13 protein-coding genes and 3 pseudogenes are annotated in these 13716 nt (G+C 73.0%); 7 read left to right on the top strand and 9 right to left on the bottom strand.

Translation table 11 applies throughout. The annotated features are described in order from the left end of the window. The first annotated feature begins 17 nt into the window (after window positions 1-17). The gene (locus ACLIYP_RS14685) at window positions 18-1739 is read left to right on the top strand and encodes an acyl-CoA dehydrogenase family protein (protein ID WP_412713577.1); all 1722 of its coding nucleotides are present in this window, start codon (window positions 18-20) and stop codon (window positions 1737-1739) included. 98 nt (window positions 1740-1837) lie between these two features. Here ACLIYP_RS14685 and ACLIYP_RS14680 read toward each other — a convergent pair whose 3' ends face one another. Then, window positions 1838-2119 (bottom strand): helix-turn-helix domain-containing protein, encoded by a 282-nt coding sequence (locus tag ACLIYP_RS14680; RefSeq protein ID WP_412713576.1) that lies wholly within the window; start codon window positions 2117-2119, stop codon window positions 1838-1840. Continuing rightward, window positions 2119-2616, bottom strand: a complete 498-nt coding sequence (locus tag ACLIYP_RS14675) for a DUF2975 domain-containing protein (protein ID WP_412713575.1) — start codon at window positions 2614-2616, stop codon at window positions 2119-2121. Before ACLIYP_RS14675 ends, ACLIYP_RS14680 begins: the two co-directional genes overlap by 1 nt. Window positions 2617-2845: 229 nt before the next feature. On the opposite strand from ACLIYP_RS14675, the pseudogene ACLIYP_RS14670 reads away from it, so the two are divergent. Further along, window positions 2846-3109, top strand: a pseudogene (locus ACLIYP_RS14670) (RNA polymerase subunit sigma-24); the annotation flags it as partial. A gap of 146 nt (window positions 3110-3255) precedes the next feature. Next, complete coding sequence (locus ACLIYP_RS14665) at window positions 3256-4338, top strand: alpha/beta hydrolase (protein WP_412713574.1); 1083 nt, start codon at window positions 3256-3258, stop codon at window positions 4336-4338. A 130-nt stretch (window positions 4339-4468) separates the two neighbouring features. Here the strand turns inward: ACLIYP_RS14665 and ACLIYP_RS14660 are convergent. From ACLIYP_RS14660 to ACLIYP_RS14650, 3 genes and pseudogenes are all read right to left on the bottom strand, one after another. After that, window positions 4469-5204 (bottom strand): annotated as a pseudogene (locus ACLIYP_RS14660) (3-keto-5-aminohexanoate cleavage protein). Window positions 5205-5212: 8 nt separating this feature from the next. Then, window positions 5213-5938 (bottom strand): hypothetical protein, encoded by a 726-nt coding sequence (locus ACLIYP_RS14655; protein ID WP_412713573.1) that lies wholly within the window; start codon window positions 5936-5938, stop codon window positions 5213-5215. Beyond that, window positions 5939-6793: a hypothetical protein gene (locus ACLIYP_RS14650; protein ID WP_412713572.1), complete on the bottom strand. Its 855-nt coding sequence runs from the start codon at window positions 6791-6793 to the stop codon at window positions 5939-5941. 108 nt (window positions 6794-6901) lie between these two features. Between ACLIYP_RS14650 and ACLIYP_RS14645 the strand changes: the two are divergent. Both ACLIYP_RS14645 and ACLIYP_RS14640 read left to right on the top strand, forming a co-directional pair. Further along, window positions 6902-7129, top strand: a pseudogene (locus ACLIYP_RS14645) (cytidine deaminase); the annotation flags it as partial. A gap of 319 nt (window positions 7130-7448) precedes the next feature. After that, on the top strand, window positions 7449-8189 hold the full coding sequence (locus tag ACLIYP_RS14640) for a class I SAM-dependent DNA methyltransferase (RefSeq protein WP_412713571.1): 741 nt from the start codon (window positions 7449-7451) through the stop codon (window positions 8187-8189). An 88-nt stretch (window positions 8190-8277) separates the two neighbouring features. Here ACLIYP_RS14640 and ACLIYP_RS14635 read toward each other — a convergent pair whose 3' ends face one another. Further along, window positions 8278-9189, bottom strand: coding sequence for an NAD-dependent protein deacetylase (locus ACLIYP_RS14635; RefSeq protein ID WP_412713570.1), 912 nt, complete (start codon window positions 9187-9189; stop codon window positions 8278-8280). A gap of 81 nt (window positions 9190-9270) precedes the next feature. Continuing rightward, window positions 9271-10053 carry a heliorhodopsin HeR gene (gene heR, locus ACLIYP_RS14630; protein WP_412713569.1) on the bottom strand — a complete coding sequence of 261 codons (783 nt, stop codon included), beginning with the start codon at window positions 10051-10053 and terminating at the stop codon, window positions 9271-9273. A gap of 455 nt (window positions 10054-10508) precedes the next feature. Between heR and ACLIYP_RS14625 the strand changes: the two genes are divergently transcribed. Together ACLIYP_RS14625 and ACLIYP_RS14620 are read left to right on the top strand one after the other, a co-directional pair. Beyond that, window positions 10509-11333 carry a mechanosensitive ion channel family protein gene (locus ACLIYP_RS14625; protein ID WP_412713568.1) on the top strand — a complete coding sequence of 275 codons (825 nt, stop codon included), beginning with the start codon at window positions 10509-10511 and terminating at the stop codon, window positions 11331-11333. Between the two features lie 159 nt (window positions 11334-11492). Next, complete coding sequence (locus tag ACLIYP_RS14620; RefSeq protein WP_412713567.1) at window positions 11493-11801, top strand: DUF6401 family natural product biosynthesis protein; 309 nt, start codon at window positions 11493-11495, stop codon at window positions 11799-11801. Window positions 11802-11867: 66 nt separating this feature from the next. On the opposite strand, the gene ACLIYP_RS14615 is transcribed toward ACLIYP_RS14620, so the two are convergent. Both ACLIYP_RS14615 and ACLIYP_RS14610 read right to left on the bottom strand, forming a co-directional pair. After that, entirely contained in the window at window positions 11868-12410 is a 543-nt protein-coding gene (locus tag ACLIYP_RS14615; RefSeq protein ID WP_412713566.1) for a GNAT family N-acetyltransferase, read from the bottom strand. A 169-nt stretch (window positions 12411-12579) separates the two neighbouring features. Beyond that, complete coding sequence (locus ACLIYP_RS14610; protein WP_412713565.1) at window positions 12580-13293, bottom strand: zinc ribbon domain-containing protein; 714 nt, start codon at window positions 13291-13293, stop codon at window positions 12580-12582. Window positions 13294-13716 lie beyond the last annotated feature (423 nt).

Raw genomic sequence — 13716 nt, 5'->3', positions numbered from 1 at the left:
AACCGGAAAGAGCACCCATGGCCGACCCGCTGCTGTTCAACCCCCGCGCCTACGACCCGGAGCACTTCGACCCGGAGACCCGCAGGCTGCTGCGCGCCACCGTCGACTGGTTCGAGTCCCGCGGCAAGCGCAGGCTGACCGAGGACTACCGCACCCGCGCCTGGCCGGCGGACTTCCTCTCCTTCGCCGCCCGGGAAGGGCTGTTCGCGACCTTCCTCACCCCCGCCTCCGAGAACGGCGGCCGGCAGGACGCGCGCTGGGACACCGCGCGGATCGCGGCGCTCAACGAGATCCTCGGGTTCTACGGACTGGACTACTGGTACGCCTGGCAGGTCACCATCCTCGGCCTCGGGCCGGTCTGGCAGAGCGGCAACGCCGCGGCCCGCGCCCGCGCCGCCGAACTGCTCTCCCAGGGCGAGGTGTTCGCGTTCGGCCTGTCGGAGAAGGCCCACGGCGCCGACATCTACTCCACCGACATGCTGCTGGAGCCCGACGGCGAGGGCGGCTTCAGGGCGAACGGATCCAAGTACTACATCGGCAACGGGAACGCCGCCGGCCTCGTCTCCGTCTTCGGCCGCCGCACCGATGTCGAGGGCGCGGACGGCTATGTCTTCTTCGCGGCCGACAGCCGCCACCCGGCCTACCACGTGGTGAAGAACGTCGTCGACTCGTCGAAGTACGTCAGCGAGTTCCGCCTCGAGGACTACCCGGTCGGCCCCCAGGACGTCCTGCACACCGGACGGGCCGCCTTCGACGCCGCGCTCAACACCGTCAACGTCGGCAAGTTCAACCTCTGCACCGCCTCGGTCGGCATCTGCGAGCACGCGATGTACGAGGCGGTCACCCACGCCCGCAACCGGATCCTCTACGGCCGCCCCGTCACCGCCTTCCCGCACGTGAGGCGGGCGCTGACGGACGCGTACGTCCGCCTGGCGGGAATGAAGCTGTTCAGCGACCGCGCCGCCGACTACTTCCGCTCCGCGGGCCCCGACGACCGCCGTTACCTGCTCTTCAACCCGATGACGAAGATGAAGGTGACCACCGAGGGCGAGAAGGTCGTCGACCTGATGTGGGACGTCATCGCGGCCAAGGGCTTCGAGAAGGACACCTACTTCGCCCAGGCCGCCGTCGAGATCCGGAGCCTGCCGAAGCTGGAGGGCACGGTCCACGTCAACCTCGCGCTGATCCTCAAGTTCATGCGCAACCACCTGCTGGACCCGGCCGCGTACGAGCCCGTGCCCACCCGCCTCGACGCCGCCGACGACGCCTTCCTCTTCCGGCAGGGACCGGCCCGCGGCCTGGGCTCCGTCCGCTTCCACGACTGGCGTCCCGCCTTCGACGCCTACGCCCACCTGCCCAACGTCGGCCGCTTCCGCGAGCAGGCGGACGCCCTGTGCGAGTTCGTCGCCGCCGACGCCCCCGACGAGGAGCAGAGCCGCGACCTCGATCTCCTCCTCGCCGTCGGCCGGCTGTTCGCCCTGGTCGTGCACGGCCAGCTGATCCTGGAGCAGGCCGGACCGACGGGCCTGGACGAGGACGTGCTCGACGAGCTGTTCGCCGTCCTCGTCCGCGACTTCTCCGCGCACGCGGTCGAGCTGCACGGCAAGGACTCCGCGACGGCGCGGCAGCAGGCCTGGGCCCTGGACGCGGTCCGGCGCCCCGTCGCCGACGACGCCCGGTCGGCGCGCGTGTGGGAGCAGGTCGAGGCCCTCTCCGGGGCTTACGAGATGGCTCCGTGAGCGGTACGGGGACGTGATCCGCGCCCCGGGTGGACGGCGGCCCCGCCGCCGTCCACCCGGGGCGCGGGGGCCTCACCGCCGGGGCCCGGCCCCCTCGGTCACGAACGCCCGCCTCCGCGCACGGCGCCGTCCGTGGAGGCATCGGCGTCATCGGCGTCATCGGCGTCATCGGTGTTCCCGGGCTCCCAGCGCAGCAGATCTCCCGGCTGGCACTCGAGTACCTCGCAGAGCGCGGCGAGCGTGGTGAAGCGCACGGCCTTGGCGCGGCCGTTCTTGAGCACCGCCAGATTGGCGGGTGTGATCCCGACGCGGCTCGCGAGTTCGCCCACGGACATCTTCCGTCTGGCCAGCATCACGTCGATGTCGACGACGATCGGCATCAGATCACCTCCTCCAGCTCGGCCCGCATCCGCGCCGCCTCGACATCGCGCGCCACGGCCTGGGCGAGCAGCATCCGCAGCACGAGCACGACGAGCGCCACCCCGAAGACGGCCAGGCAGACCCCGCCCAGCAGGAGGACGACACCCGGCGCCACGGCTTCACCCGGCGCGAGGACCACGCCGAGGGCGAACACCAGGAGCGCGGCCGCGACGAAGGCGCCGATCACGATGTGCACGTAGCGGAAGGCGGCGTGGGAGAACACGGTCCCGCGCCGCACCATCGTCACCAGCCGCCATACGCAGACCAGGACGACCTGGGCCGTCACGACGCCCAGGACCGTGATCACGAGGAACGGAGCGCGCAGGTGCGCGAGTTCCGGGTCGAGCCCCTCCAGATCGGCGGCCAGCAGCGGCACCATCACCGCCTGCACGAACACCGAGCCGGCGAGCAGAGCCGCGAGCACGGCACGCAGCGCGAGCACCGTCAGTCTTCCCATCACATCTCCCCATGTCGAGTTGCGATGGAAATCTATCGAGATTCGATAGGTCGAGCAAGAGGGGCGCCCCGTCCCCAGGGGGCGGCGCCGACTTCTCCGGAGTGCAGCGCGGGTGGTGGACGGCGGACGGGGGAGACGCAGATCACCCCGGGGCGTGTCACAGGGAGCCGGGCTGTCCCGTCCCAGGGGTTGCATCCACCCGACGACCGCGGAGGAGCACACCATGGACGCGCGACTGGCCGCCTCCGCCTTCCCCCGTACGGCCCGGGTCGGTGTGACGCTCGAGCCGCACGACATCAACGGCCTGCCGGGCGCGGTCTTCCGCGACCGGGACGGCAAGGTGCTCAACACCCTGTCACTCGACGTGCTCGACGGGCGCATCCAGACGGTCCGCCCGGTGATCAACCCCGACAAGCTGGGGCGCGTGGGCCCGGTGGCGGATGCCCGGGCCGTCGACCGCGAGACGAGGCGGGTCCGTCGGCAGCCCGGCTGATCCGCTGCGGCCGGCCGGGTTCCCGGTGACGGAGCGGCAGGGGGCTGCTGTTCGGAGTATGCCGGAGTGCCGTCCGGGTCGGCGTCCGGGTCGGCGTCCGGGGCATACCGGATGCCGGCGGGGCCCGGCCCGGGCACCCTGAGGGCATGACCCTGCGTACCCGTACCCGCACCCGCACCCGTACTCGCCTCGGGCTCGTCGTGCCGGTGGCCGCTCTCGTGCCGCTCCTCGGGCTGCTCCCCGCGGCGGTCCTCCCCGCCGGGGACGTTTCGCCCACCGTCCCGGCCTCCCGGGGGATTCCGGCGACCGGCTCGCAACGCCCGGCCCACGTCGTCGACGAGGAGCGGATCGGCCCCCGGCTGCTCGACCTGACGATCCGGTCCCCGGCCCTTGCGGGCACCGGAAAGGTACGGCTGCTGACCCCGGACGGCTGGGACTCGCGGCGTCCCGGCGACCGGTGGCCGGTGCTCTACCTGCTGCCCGACGGCAGCGGGGACCACCGCGTCTACAACGACGACTACCACATCGAGGACTGGCCCGAACTGCGCGGAACGCTCGTCGTCGTGCCCTGGATGCCGTTCTACGGCTTCTACAGCGACTGGTGGAACGACGGCAAGGGCGGCGCCCCGGCCATCGAGACCTTCCACCTCGACGAGGTGATCCCCATCCTGGAGCGCGACTACGGGGCCGGACGGCAGCGGTCGGTCGCCGGCCAGTCGCAGGGCGGGTACGGGGCCGTCAAGTACGCGGCGCGCCGCCCCGGGATGTTCGAGGTGGCCGCCAGCTTCGGCGGCTTCCTCCATCCACTCCAGTACCCCGAGGCGGTCAGCGGCGGCGCGGAGTACCTCGGTGTGCCGTGGCGGAGGATCTGGGGCGACCCGGTCCGGCAGCGCCGCGTCTGGCAGCACAACGACCCCTACCACCTGGCCGAACGGCTCCGCGGCACGCGGGTCCACATCGCCGCCGGGGACGGCACCCCGGGCGCCCTGGACCCGCCGGGCACCGAGCCGGACCCCGACATCCCCGGCCTGGCGGACCTGGCCCCGCTCTACCCGGACGAGGTGATCTCGCTGACCGAGGCCGTCATGGGGGACGAGTCCCGCGCCGTGGCCCGCCGTCTCCAGGAAGCCGGAGTCCACGTCACCACCCACTTCTACCGGGGCACCCACAGCCCGCCGTACTGGGAACGCGAGCTGCGCCGGATCCTGCCGGTACTGCTCGATCCGTGAACACCAGGCCGATGGAACGGCGTTCAGCGGTGTGGAGGCGGCCGGCGGCTTCAGCCGCATGGTCCCGGCCCTCGCGACGGCGGGGGAGCCACGGCGAGCCTGCCGCTCCGTCACCCGGCGGTTTCCGGGGTCAGCGCCGCTCCGCCTCCAGCAGGGCCCGCGCCGCCCGTACCACGGCGGCGTTGTCCGCGGCGGGCGAGCCGTCCGGCAGGTCCAGGACGTCCTCCAGGCCGATCCGGGTGTCCAGGCCCAGCCGGGCCGCCAGCCGCCAGCCGCAGCACGGGCCAGGCGCCGCCGTCCTCCCCGTGGAGCAGGACCGGAGCGGACAGATTCCCGGGCAGCTCCGCCAGCAGAGCCGAGGCGGTGCCGGACGCCGTCGCCGGATCGGTGTCGGTGACCTCGGCGAGCACCCGCAGCACGCGGCCCGCCAGCGGCGAGGCGCGAAAACGGCGGGCTCCGTCCGTCCCCGACCAGATGCCCGCCTCCACCCCGATGCCGCCCTCCAGCAGTGCGCCGGCCACCTCCTCGGCGCCTTCCTCGTGCCAGTTCACCGAGGCGTGGTCGGGCAGCACCGGCCAGGAGCGGACGAGCGCGGCGCGCCGGACGGGGTCCGGGGCGGCCCACGCGCCGGTGGTGACTCCGATCCGCACCCCGGCCGGCACGGCCCGGCGCACCGCCGTGACCGCCCGCGCCACCGCCGACGGCTCCAGGGTGTCCGCGCCCTCGGCGTCCTTGGGGTGGAGGTGGACGTCCTCCGCTCCGGCGGCCACCGCGCGAGCGGCCTCGGCCGCCAGCTCCGCGGGAGACAGGGGAAGGGAGGAGCACTCGGCGCGGGTCCGCGCTCCGTTCGGGCACACCTGCAGCATGCCGACGACTATGCCGGACGCGGCGCGCGGCGCAACCGCGGACGGAGATGGAGTCCGGCCGCGCAGAGAAGGTGAGCGAGCCAGCCGGCGGCGATCGCGGCGGCCCTGCCGTGGTCCTGGACCAGGTGGCCGGCGGTGAAGAACGCGAACAGGCAGACGCTGTTGCGGACGAAGTGACGGGTGAAGTTGCCCAGGTCGTGGCGGGACTCGATCGCTGTGAGGATCCCCGAGTAGGGGAAGGTGACCACCAGGCCTTTCAGGAAGCGGCCGGCGCCGACCATCAACAGCGCTCCGGACGCCGCGGTGCCCAACTTCACCAGAGCGCGCGGGCGCGGCGGAGCGGGCCCGGCCGGGCGGTCCGTACGCGGCGGGAGCATCGCTGTGACTGCCAGCCACAGCGTGCACACGGCAATCAGCACCGGGACGAACGGCAGAACCGGTAGCAGCGTGAAAGCCCGGCTCAACAGGAGGTAGGCGATCACCCCTGCCGCATCGGCCGCCAGTATGTGCCAGCCGCACCGCGCGTGCAGTACGGCCGTGACCCCGAAGAAGGCGTACAGCGCGGTCACGCCCAGCAACTGACCGCTGTCGACACGGACCCCGGTGGTGAGCAGGACCACCGTCATCGGCAGCGGCAGGCTGTAGACCAGCGCCCGCCACCGCACCGGGCGGATCATGCTGACGGCCCACACCGTGAGGGTGACGGCCGCACCGGCCGCCAGCAACCGGAGCATCTACCGGTCTCCGGCCGGGACCAGCCGCCGGAAGAGGCGGCGCAACTCGTGGACGTCCTGAGCGTTGGCCAGGAACAGGTTGCCCATGATCTGACCGCGGCTGTTCGTCTGGGCCCGCCAGGCCTGCCGGTCGTCCCAGATGGCGAAGTTGAGGTGGAGAGCGGGGTCCTGGTCCTGGTGCCGGACGAAGACCTCCACGACCTCCACCCCATGCCGCCGCTGCTCCGCCATCAGCTGCGCCACCTCGTCGGTGCGCCGGTCGATGATGAAGACCCGCCTGATGCGCACCCCCCTGGCCAGGGCGTCGAGATTGGCCTGCCAATAGGCGGACCCCACCCCGTCGCGCCACCACACGGGTTCACCGACGATGTTGGTGACCGCGTCCAGCCGGTGCAGACAGGCGTGGGTGGCCGCCAGCAGATGCTCGTAGTCGTGCGCGGGCCGCTCGACGCGGCCCCGGCTCAGATCCCCCAGTTCCTCGGCCAGCCGGTGCAGCCGCTGCCGCGCCTCGGCCTCGATCACGCTCCCGGGGTACTCCTCGACGATTCGCCGGGTGGCGCCTGCCGCGGACAGCATCGAGTCGGCGAGCCAGTCGGTCGTCTGCACCAGATCCCTCAACTGGAAACGGCGTTCGGCGCGGGCCGCGGTGTCCAGGACGAGTGAGACGACGGTGACCATCAGCCCGACGAGCAGCGACTCGACGCCGCTGGCCGCACCGGTGACGTCCAGGGCGATGGACAGGACTATGCCGAGGACGATGCCGACCAGCGCTATGGGGTCGAGGTGGGCGGCCAGCCGTATGAGGCCGTTCCGGGACCGATGGCCGGACAGGGGAGGACGCGGCGCGCTCGTCACCCGCACAGGATAGGCCGCAATGGACCGCCGAAGGGGGGACAACGGGCCAACTGGAATGCTCCGAAAGCCATTTGGGACGGCGAGCAGGCGGCTTCGCGCCGGGCGGGCGGCGCGGCGGCCGCCCAAGGGGTCTACGAGCTGGACACCATCGTCGCCGTGGGCGACCGCGACAGGGGGGTGGTCCCTCCGTGCGGCCGGTGCCGCCAGGCCCTTTTCGACTACTTCCCGGCCCTGAAGGTCATCGTCGGCGCCGGTGACCGCCTCCGGACCGTTCCCGTCACCGATCTGCTGCCCGAGAGCTACGTATGGGCCGACCACCAGCCCGACGCCGGGTAGCGCCGTGCCGCTCGCCGCGGCCCGTTTCCGCCGGTGGCAACCGGAGGCCGCTGTACGGGGCCGGCTCACGTGCCGTACCGCGTCGCCGGCAGCGCGAACACGGCCGCCAGGAGCACCGTGGACAGGAAGCCGGCGGTCCAGGCCATCGCGAGCCGATCGGGTCTGGCCGTGATGCCGGGGTTCGGCTGCCGGGCGATGTAGTCCCTGAGTACCCGGGCGCCGGACCGGGGAGGCGGGCAACCCCAGGGATCCGCGGACGAGGCCGGTGGGAGGTAAACGGGTCGACAGCGCCCCTCCGCGCCCGGCAGAGTGGCCGCCCGTGACGAGCAGTGAACTGTGGACCCGCGAGAGCGCCGAGCGCTACGACGCCGAGGAGGCCGAGCTGTCCTCGGCCGCCGTTCTCGGGCCGACCCTCGCCTTCCTCGCCGAACTCGCCGGCGACGGCCGGGCGCTGGAGTTCGCCATCGGAACCGGGCGAGTGGGCGTCCCGCTCCGGGAACGCGGCGTGCCGGTGGCGGGCATCGAACTGTCCGAGCACATGGCGGCCGTCCTGCGGCGCAAGATCGACCAGGAAACGCTGCCGGTCGTCATCGGGGACATGGCCACGACCGTCGTCCCCGGCGAGTTCACACTGGTCTACCTCGTCTACAACACCATCACGAACCTGCTCACGCAGGACGAGCAGGTCGAGTGCTTCCGCAACGCCGCACGTCATCTGAGGCCCGGCGGCCGGTTCGTCATCGAGCTGGGCGTGCCGCCGCTGCGGTCCCTTCCGCCCGGCCAGGTCGCGGTGCCGTTCGACGTCTCCGAGCGGCATCTGGGCTTCGACACCTTCGACCTGGTCGAGCAGATTCTCGTCTCGCACCACTTCACCCGCGACGGCGACGACGGCCGCTACCGCCGCGGCAACTCCCGGCACCGGTACGCCTGGCCCGCCGAGCTCGACCTGATGGCGCGGATCGCCGGGCTGGAGCTGGAACGGCGCGTCGCGGACTGGGACGGGGCGCCGTTCACCCAGGACTCCGCGAAGCACGTCTCCGTGTGGCGCAAGCCGGTCTGAGGCGGGCCACTGCCCGGCCCGCCCCGGCCCGCCCACCGGCCGGGGCGGTGGGCCTCGTGCTCCGGACTTCGGCGGCGCCCCACCGTGGTCACCGTCCCGTCCGGGCCGCCGCCAGACCGTCGACGGGGATGCCCAGCCGGCCGGCCACGGTGGTGAGGGCCGCTCCCAGGGGAAGCGCGACCCGGGTGAGGGCGTGCCCGTCGCCCCGGGTCGGGTCCCGGTTGACGATCAGTACCGGCTTCCCTTCCCGGGCCGCCTGGCGGACGAACCGGAGCCCGGACATCACCGTCAGCGACGAACCCAGGACCAGCAGCGAGGACGCCTCGCGGACCAGCCTGCGGCAGTGCTCGACCCGTGGGGGCGGAACGGCTTCGCCGAAGAACACCACGTCCGGTTTGAGGACGCCGCCGCAGACCGCGCAGGGCACCACGCGGAAGTCCCCGACCTGTTCGTCGGTGAGATCGGCGTCACCGTCCGGATTGATTCCCGCGGCCACCGGCTCGAAGCCCGCGTTGGCCTCCTCCAGCCGCCGGGCGAGTTCGCGGCGCGGGCCGGAGGCCCCGCAGGAGAGGCAGACGACCCTGGACAGGCTTCCGTGGAGCTCCACGACGCCCTCGCTGCCGGCGGCCTGGTGCAGGCCGTCGACGTTCTGGGTGATCACGCCCGAGAGCAGGCCGTGCCGCCCGAAGGCGGCCACGGCCCGGTGCCCGGCGTTGGGACGGGCGCGGCCGAAGGTACGCCAGCCCAGGTGGCTGCGCGCCCAGTACCGGCGCCGGGCCCGGGCGCAGGCGGTGAAGTCCTGGTAGGTCATGGGGGTGTGCCGGCTCAGGCTCCCGCCCACGCCCCGGTAGTCGGGGATGCCCGACTCCGTGGAGAGGCCCGCCCCGCTGAGCACCAGCACACCGCCGGCGCCCAGCGCGTCGGCGACCGGCTCCAGGTCCGTGGTGCCCGGCGGCAGGTCCTCGGTGGGGGTCCAGCTCAGTGTGGGGCGCATGCGCATGCCGCCAGGGTACGGAACGGGCCGCGCCCAGTCGTTCCCACCGACCGGCGGGACGGCCCGCCGTGCCGCGGCGTTCCGGGCTCAGCCGGCCAGCGAGCCGGCGAAGATCTGCCAGGCCAGCAGTGACTTCGCCACGAGGCTGAGGACCAGGTAGGCCTTCTCGCCGTACGCGTAGTCGGACCACCGGCCGACTTCGCGGTACTGGAGCCACTGGTTGAGGCCGAAGCTGAAGAAGAGGGCGGCCTGGACGAGAACGATCCCGTACACGAAGCCGGGGACGGTCTCGGCCGCGACGATGTTGTACGCGATCGAGATCCACGGCGTCACGCCCACCAGCGTTCCGAACCAGAACGGGAGCATCGTGGTCGCCGTCCGTCCCGGCGGGTTCGTCATCTCCTCGACCCAGCCGAAGAGGATCATCCCGACGTTGGCGCCGGCGACGGTGATGACGGCGTTGACGCTGGTGATGCCCGAGTAGAACCCGATGAGGAGCACCATCAGGGTCGCGCTCAGCGCGTACTCCAGCCACCGGAACCGGTTGATGCCGCGCCTGAGGTCGCGTTCGTAGGTGCCGCGGAACACCGTCGCCGTCAGCAGGTGGTCCAGTGCGGCCAGGGCGAGGAAGACGGCGACGGCCCAGCCGATCGGCACGTCGAACAGCGCTTCGGGAGCGGGGGCCTCCGTTCCCGGTGGACCCTCCGGGACGGAGGACGTGACGGTGATGGAGAAGTCTCCGGCGAGCAGGACGATCGCCGCGGCCTGCACCAGGTGCAGCAGCGTGAGCCCCAGGTTCCACGCGCGGAGCCCGGCAAGGCGTTCGGGGGTGACCCCCGCGGCCACCGGTGTGCCGTCCTGTCTCCTCACGGTTCCTCCCGGGTCCGACGCCGCCGCACGTCTGCATGGTCGTACCGGCGGGGCGGGGACCGCGGCAGTCGCGGCGCCGCCCCGCCGGAAGTCACCGCGGTGGCCCAATCTCCGGCCCGCGGACCGGGCGGGCGCGTTCGGGTGGGTCTCCAACGGGCGGAGCCCGCCGGGACCGGGACGTGCCGCACCGCTGTGGAAAGCGGGGAGGGGGTGGCGCCAGAGCCGGGCGGCCCGGCGCAGGACCCGTCTCCTCCGCCTCCGGCCCGTCCGGGCGGGGACGAGGCATGCCTGCGTGCTCACGCGTGAGCGGGGTCGGCGACCGGCGTAACGCGAATTGTCATGGCTTTGGCATGTGCGTCCATCTGCGGGATATCCGTGTCGCACGGGGACGACAGCCCGCTCCATGACCGGGAGTGGCGCAACCAATGGCCTCACGGAACGGAAAGAGCACTTCCATGGAAGCAACATCGGTGTCGCTGGCCGCAGTCGACTTCAGCGGCGGGGTGTCGGACGCCTGGCGGTCGGTGGCGACGTTCGTGCCCAAGCTCGCCGCTTTCCTGGTGATCCTGCTGGTCGGCTGGTTCATCGCCAAGGTCCTGGCCAAGGCCGTCGACAAGGTGCTGGAGCGGGTCGGCTTCGACAAGGCGGTCGAGCGCGGCGGCGTCGCCAAGGCGATGGAGCGGTCCAAGTACGACGCCTCGGACATCATCGCCAAACTGATCTACTACGCCGTGGTGCTGATCACCCTTCAGGTGGCGTTCTCGGTGTTCGGGCCGAACCCGATCAGCGACCTGCTGAGCGGCGTCGTCGTCTGGCTGCCCAAGGCCGCCGTGGCCATCGTCATCGTCGTCATCGCAACCGCGATCGCCGCCGGCGTACGCGACCTGATCCGCGGTGCGCTGGGCGGTCTGTCCTACGGCAACCTGCTGGCCACCATCGCGTCGGTGTTCATCATCGCGCTGGGCGTGATCGCCGCGGTCAACCAGATCGGCGTCGCCGTCACCGTGACCATGCCGGTCCTGATCGCCGTCCTGGCCACCATCGGCGGCATCCTGGTCGTCGGGGTCGGCGGCGGCATGGTCAAGCCGATGCAGCAGCGCTGGGAGCGCTGGCTGAGCAACGCCGAGCAGCAGGCAGGTGCCGCCCGCGGCCAGGTTGAGGCCTACCAGCGCGGCCGCCAGGACGCCCTCGGCGCCACCCCGGTGCAGCAGACCGGCGCGGGCCACGGGACGGCGGCCCACCCGCAGACCGGAGGCCAGCGGCCCCCGGCCCAGTACTGACACCCTGAAGTACTCTTCCCCGCACTGTCCAGGGGCCCGGTGGGCGACGTCCCGTCAGTCGCCGACCGGGCCCCTGGCCGTTTCCCGCCGGCCATCGCCGTGACCGATGCCACGGCCGTAGCGGGTTCACCCGGCCGGCGGTCACACTACGGTGAGAGGGTGTCCCAGGCTTCGTACGCGTCCGACCCCCTGGCCTGGCTCGCGGCCCGTTACGGCCCGGCCCTGCCCCGGCTGACCCGCGAACCGGGCCTGCTGGCCGCCGTCGACCAGCACCGCGCCGCCCTGCGCGACGCCCTGCCCCGGATGCGCAGCCAACTGGCCGACTACCTGCTGGGCTTTCTCGACGAACTGCACCTGCACGGCTGGCGCCCCGAGCACGGCGACGCCTTCCCCTTCGCCCGTCTGCTGGCCGCCTGCCACCTCGCCGACCAGCACGGCATGTTCCGCATCGCCGAGCCCAACACCTGACGGCCGCGGCGGCACCCCGCCCCGGCGCACGGGCGCGGCCGAGGAACCCGTCCGGGGATTTCCGTGTCAGGGCAGGTCCAGGGCCCAGGTCTGCAGGACGTAGGGCCGCCCCTTCTCCTCGCCCTCGATCAGCGGCACGTCGAGAAGGCTGAAGCCCGCCTTGGCGGCCACGGCGACGCTGGCGGCGTTCTCCGCCTCCAGTTCCAGGATCACCTGTTCCGCGCCCAGCCGCTCGAAGGCGTACGCGGCCATCACCCGCACCGCCCGTACGGCCAGCCCCCGGCCCCGGTGCGCCGGGCCGACCGCGTAGCCGATCTCCGTGCCCTCGGGGGCGCGACGCAGCATCACCTCGCCGAGCGGCGCGCGGCCGTCGGTGGTGATGGCGAGCAGGACGGCCGTGCCGTCCGCCCGCAGTCGCCGGGCCCGGTCCAGCCGCGTACGGGCGGCCGCCTCGTCGAAGGGGGAGGCGATCGGTGTCCAGTACGCGATGTCGGGGTGGTCGAACAGGTCCGGCATCGCGGCCACGTCCGCTTCCGTCCAGTCCCGCAGGACGAGCCCCTCCCCGGTGAGCTCGATCCGGTCGGGAAAGGGCGATGCGGTGCTGCTCATGGCGGAGGACCTCCCTGGCCTGCTCAGGACGAGGCAGCATAACCAGGGACGGCCACCGGCTCACCGGGGTTCCCGGGGGTGTCTGCCGAGTCGGCACGGAGCACGACGCCGCGGCGCCGTGGCCGGATCGCCGACCCGCCCGCCGGGGCGCGGGAGCGGGGGCGCCGGATCAGCCTCTCCGGAAGAACTCCACCTCCGCCAGGGCCAGATGACGGTCCGTGGTGAGATCGACGGCCGAGCGCAGGACCAGACGTACCGTCTTCACGTCGCCGATCCCGACGTGGAACGTCTGAGGGCCCGGTTTGTCCCCGAGGGTGAGTTCCTCGTGGTGCCTCGTGCCGTCCTGCCTCGTCACCTCCAGGTCCAGGCGGAGCGCGCGTGCCTGGCGGGCGTACTCCTGGGGGGAGGTGGACGCGCCGTTGGTGATGATCAGATCGACCAGCCGGAACGGCGTGCGGAACGTGTAGGTCACCCGGGCGCCCGGTGCGGGTGCGCCCCAGTAGCGGTTGCTCAGCCCGTCCGTGGTGTTCGCCGCCGGGTGCCGGGGGACCTCGGCGCTCGCCTCTGTGTCCACCGGGGTCACGGGCCTGGGTCTGCTCATCTTGTCCCGGGCGTCCTCGAGCACGGCGCGTCCGGCCGGCAGCAGCAGGAGTCCGCCCGCGCACAGGGCCGTCACCACGGCCAGGATCACCAGGAACCGCACCGCCCGGCCCGATCCCGCCCGCACCCGGCGGCGGAGCGGCCACACGGTCCGCCACCACGGCAGCGGGGCGGGCCCGGCGGCGGGGTTCAGCACGGCCGCGCAGCGCCGGCAGAACCGGCGGTCCGGCGGGTTGGGCGTGCCGCAGGAGGGGCAGGGCGTCCCCGCCACCTCGTCCGGCACCGCCGCGGGGCGTACGACGGGGCGCGGGGCCACCGGCTTCGCCGGGTGTACGGGCTGTACGGGCTCCGGCGCCGGAGCCCCGGGGGCGGGGGTTTCCCCGGCGCGGGCAGGGCCGGGGCCGGTCCGCGGGGGAGAGCTCGTGCTCTCCCCCCGGCCGTGCCCGGATCTCCGGCCGGTTCCGTCTCGTAGGCGGGACGCGTCCGCCTTCTGCCCGCCGACCGCGAAGACCTCGCGGCCGGCGAGGGGGCGATGGGTCACCGCCAGGTGAACAGCGTGCCGGCGGAGGGCACGTCGACGCCGTCGGCCACGTCGGCGAGCGCGTCGGGCGTGGCCTCTAGGGACACGACCGGGCACACCGGCGACTGCCCCGCGGCCTCCGCCTCGACCGGGTCTCAGAGGACCACCGGGTCACCGCGGCGCACG

Source organism: Streptomyces nanhaiensis, from assembly GCF_046614825.1.
Lineage (GTDB): Bacteria > Actinomycetota > Actinomycetes > Streptomycetales > Streptomycetaceae > Streptomyces > Streptomyces radiopugnans.
Note: the sequence above shows the minus strand (reverse complement) of the source record. Positions and strands in the feature narration are given on the sequence as shown.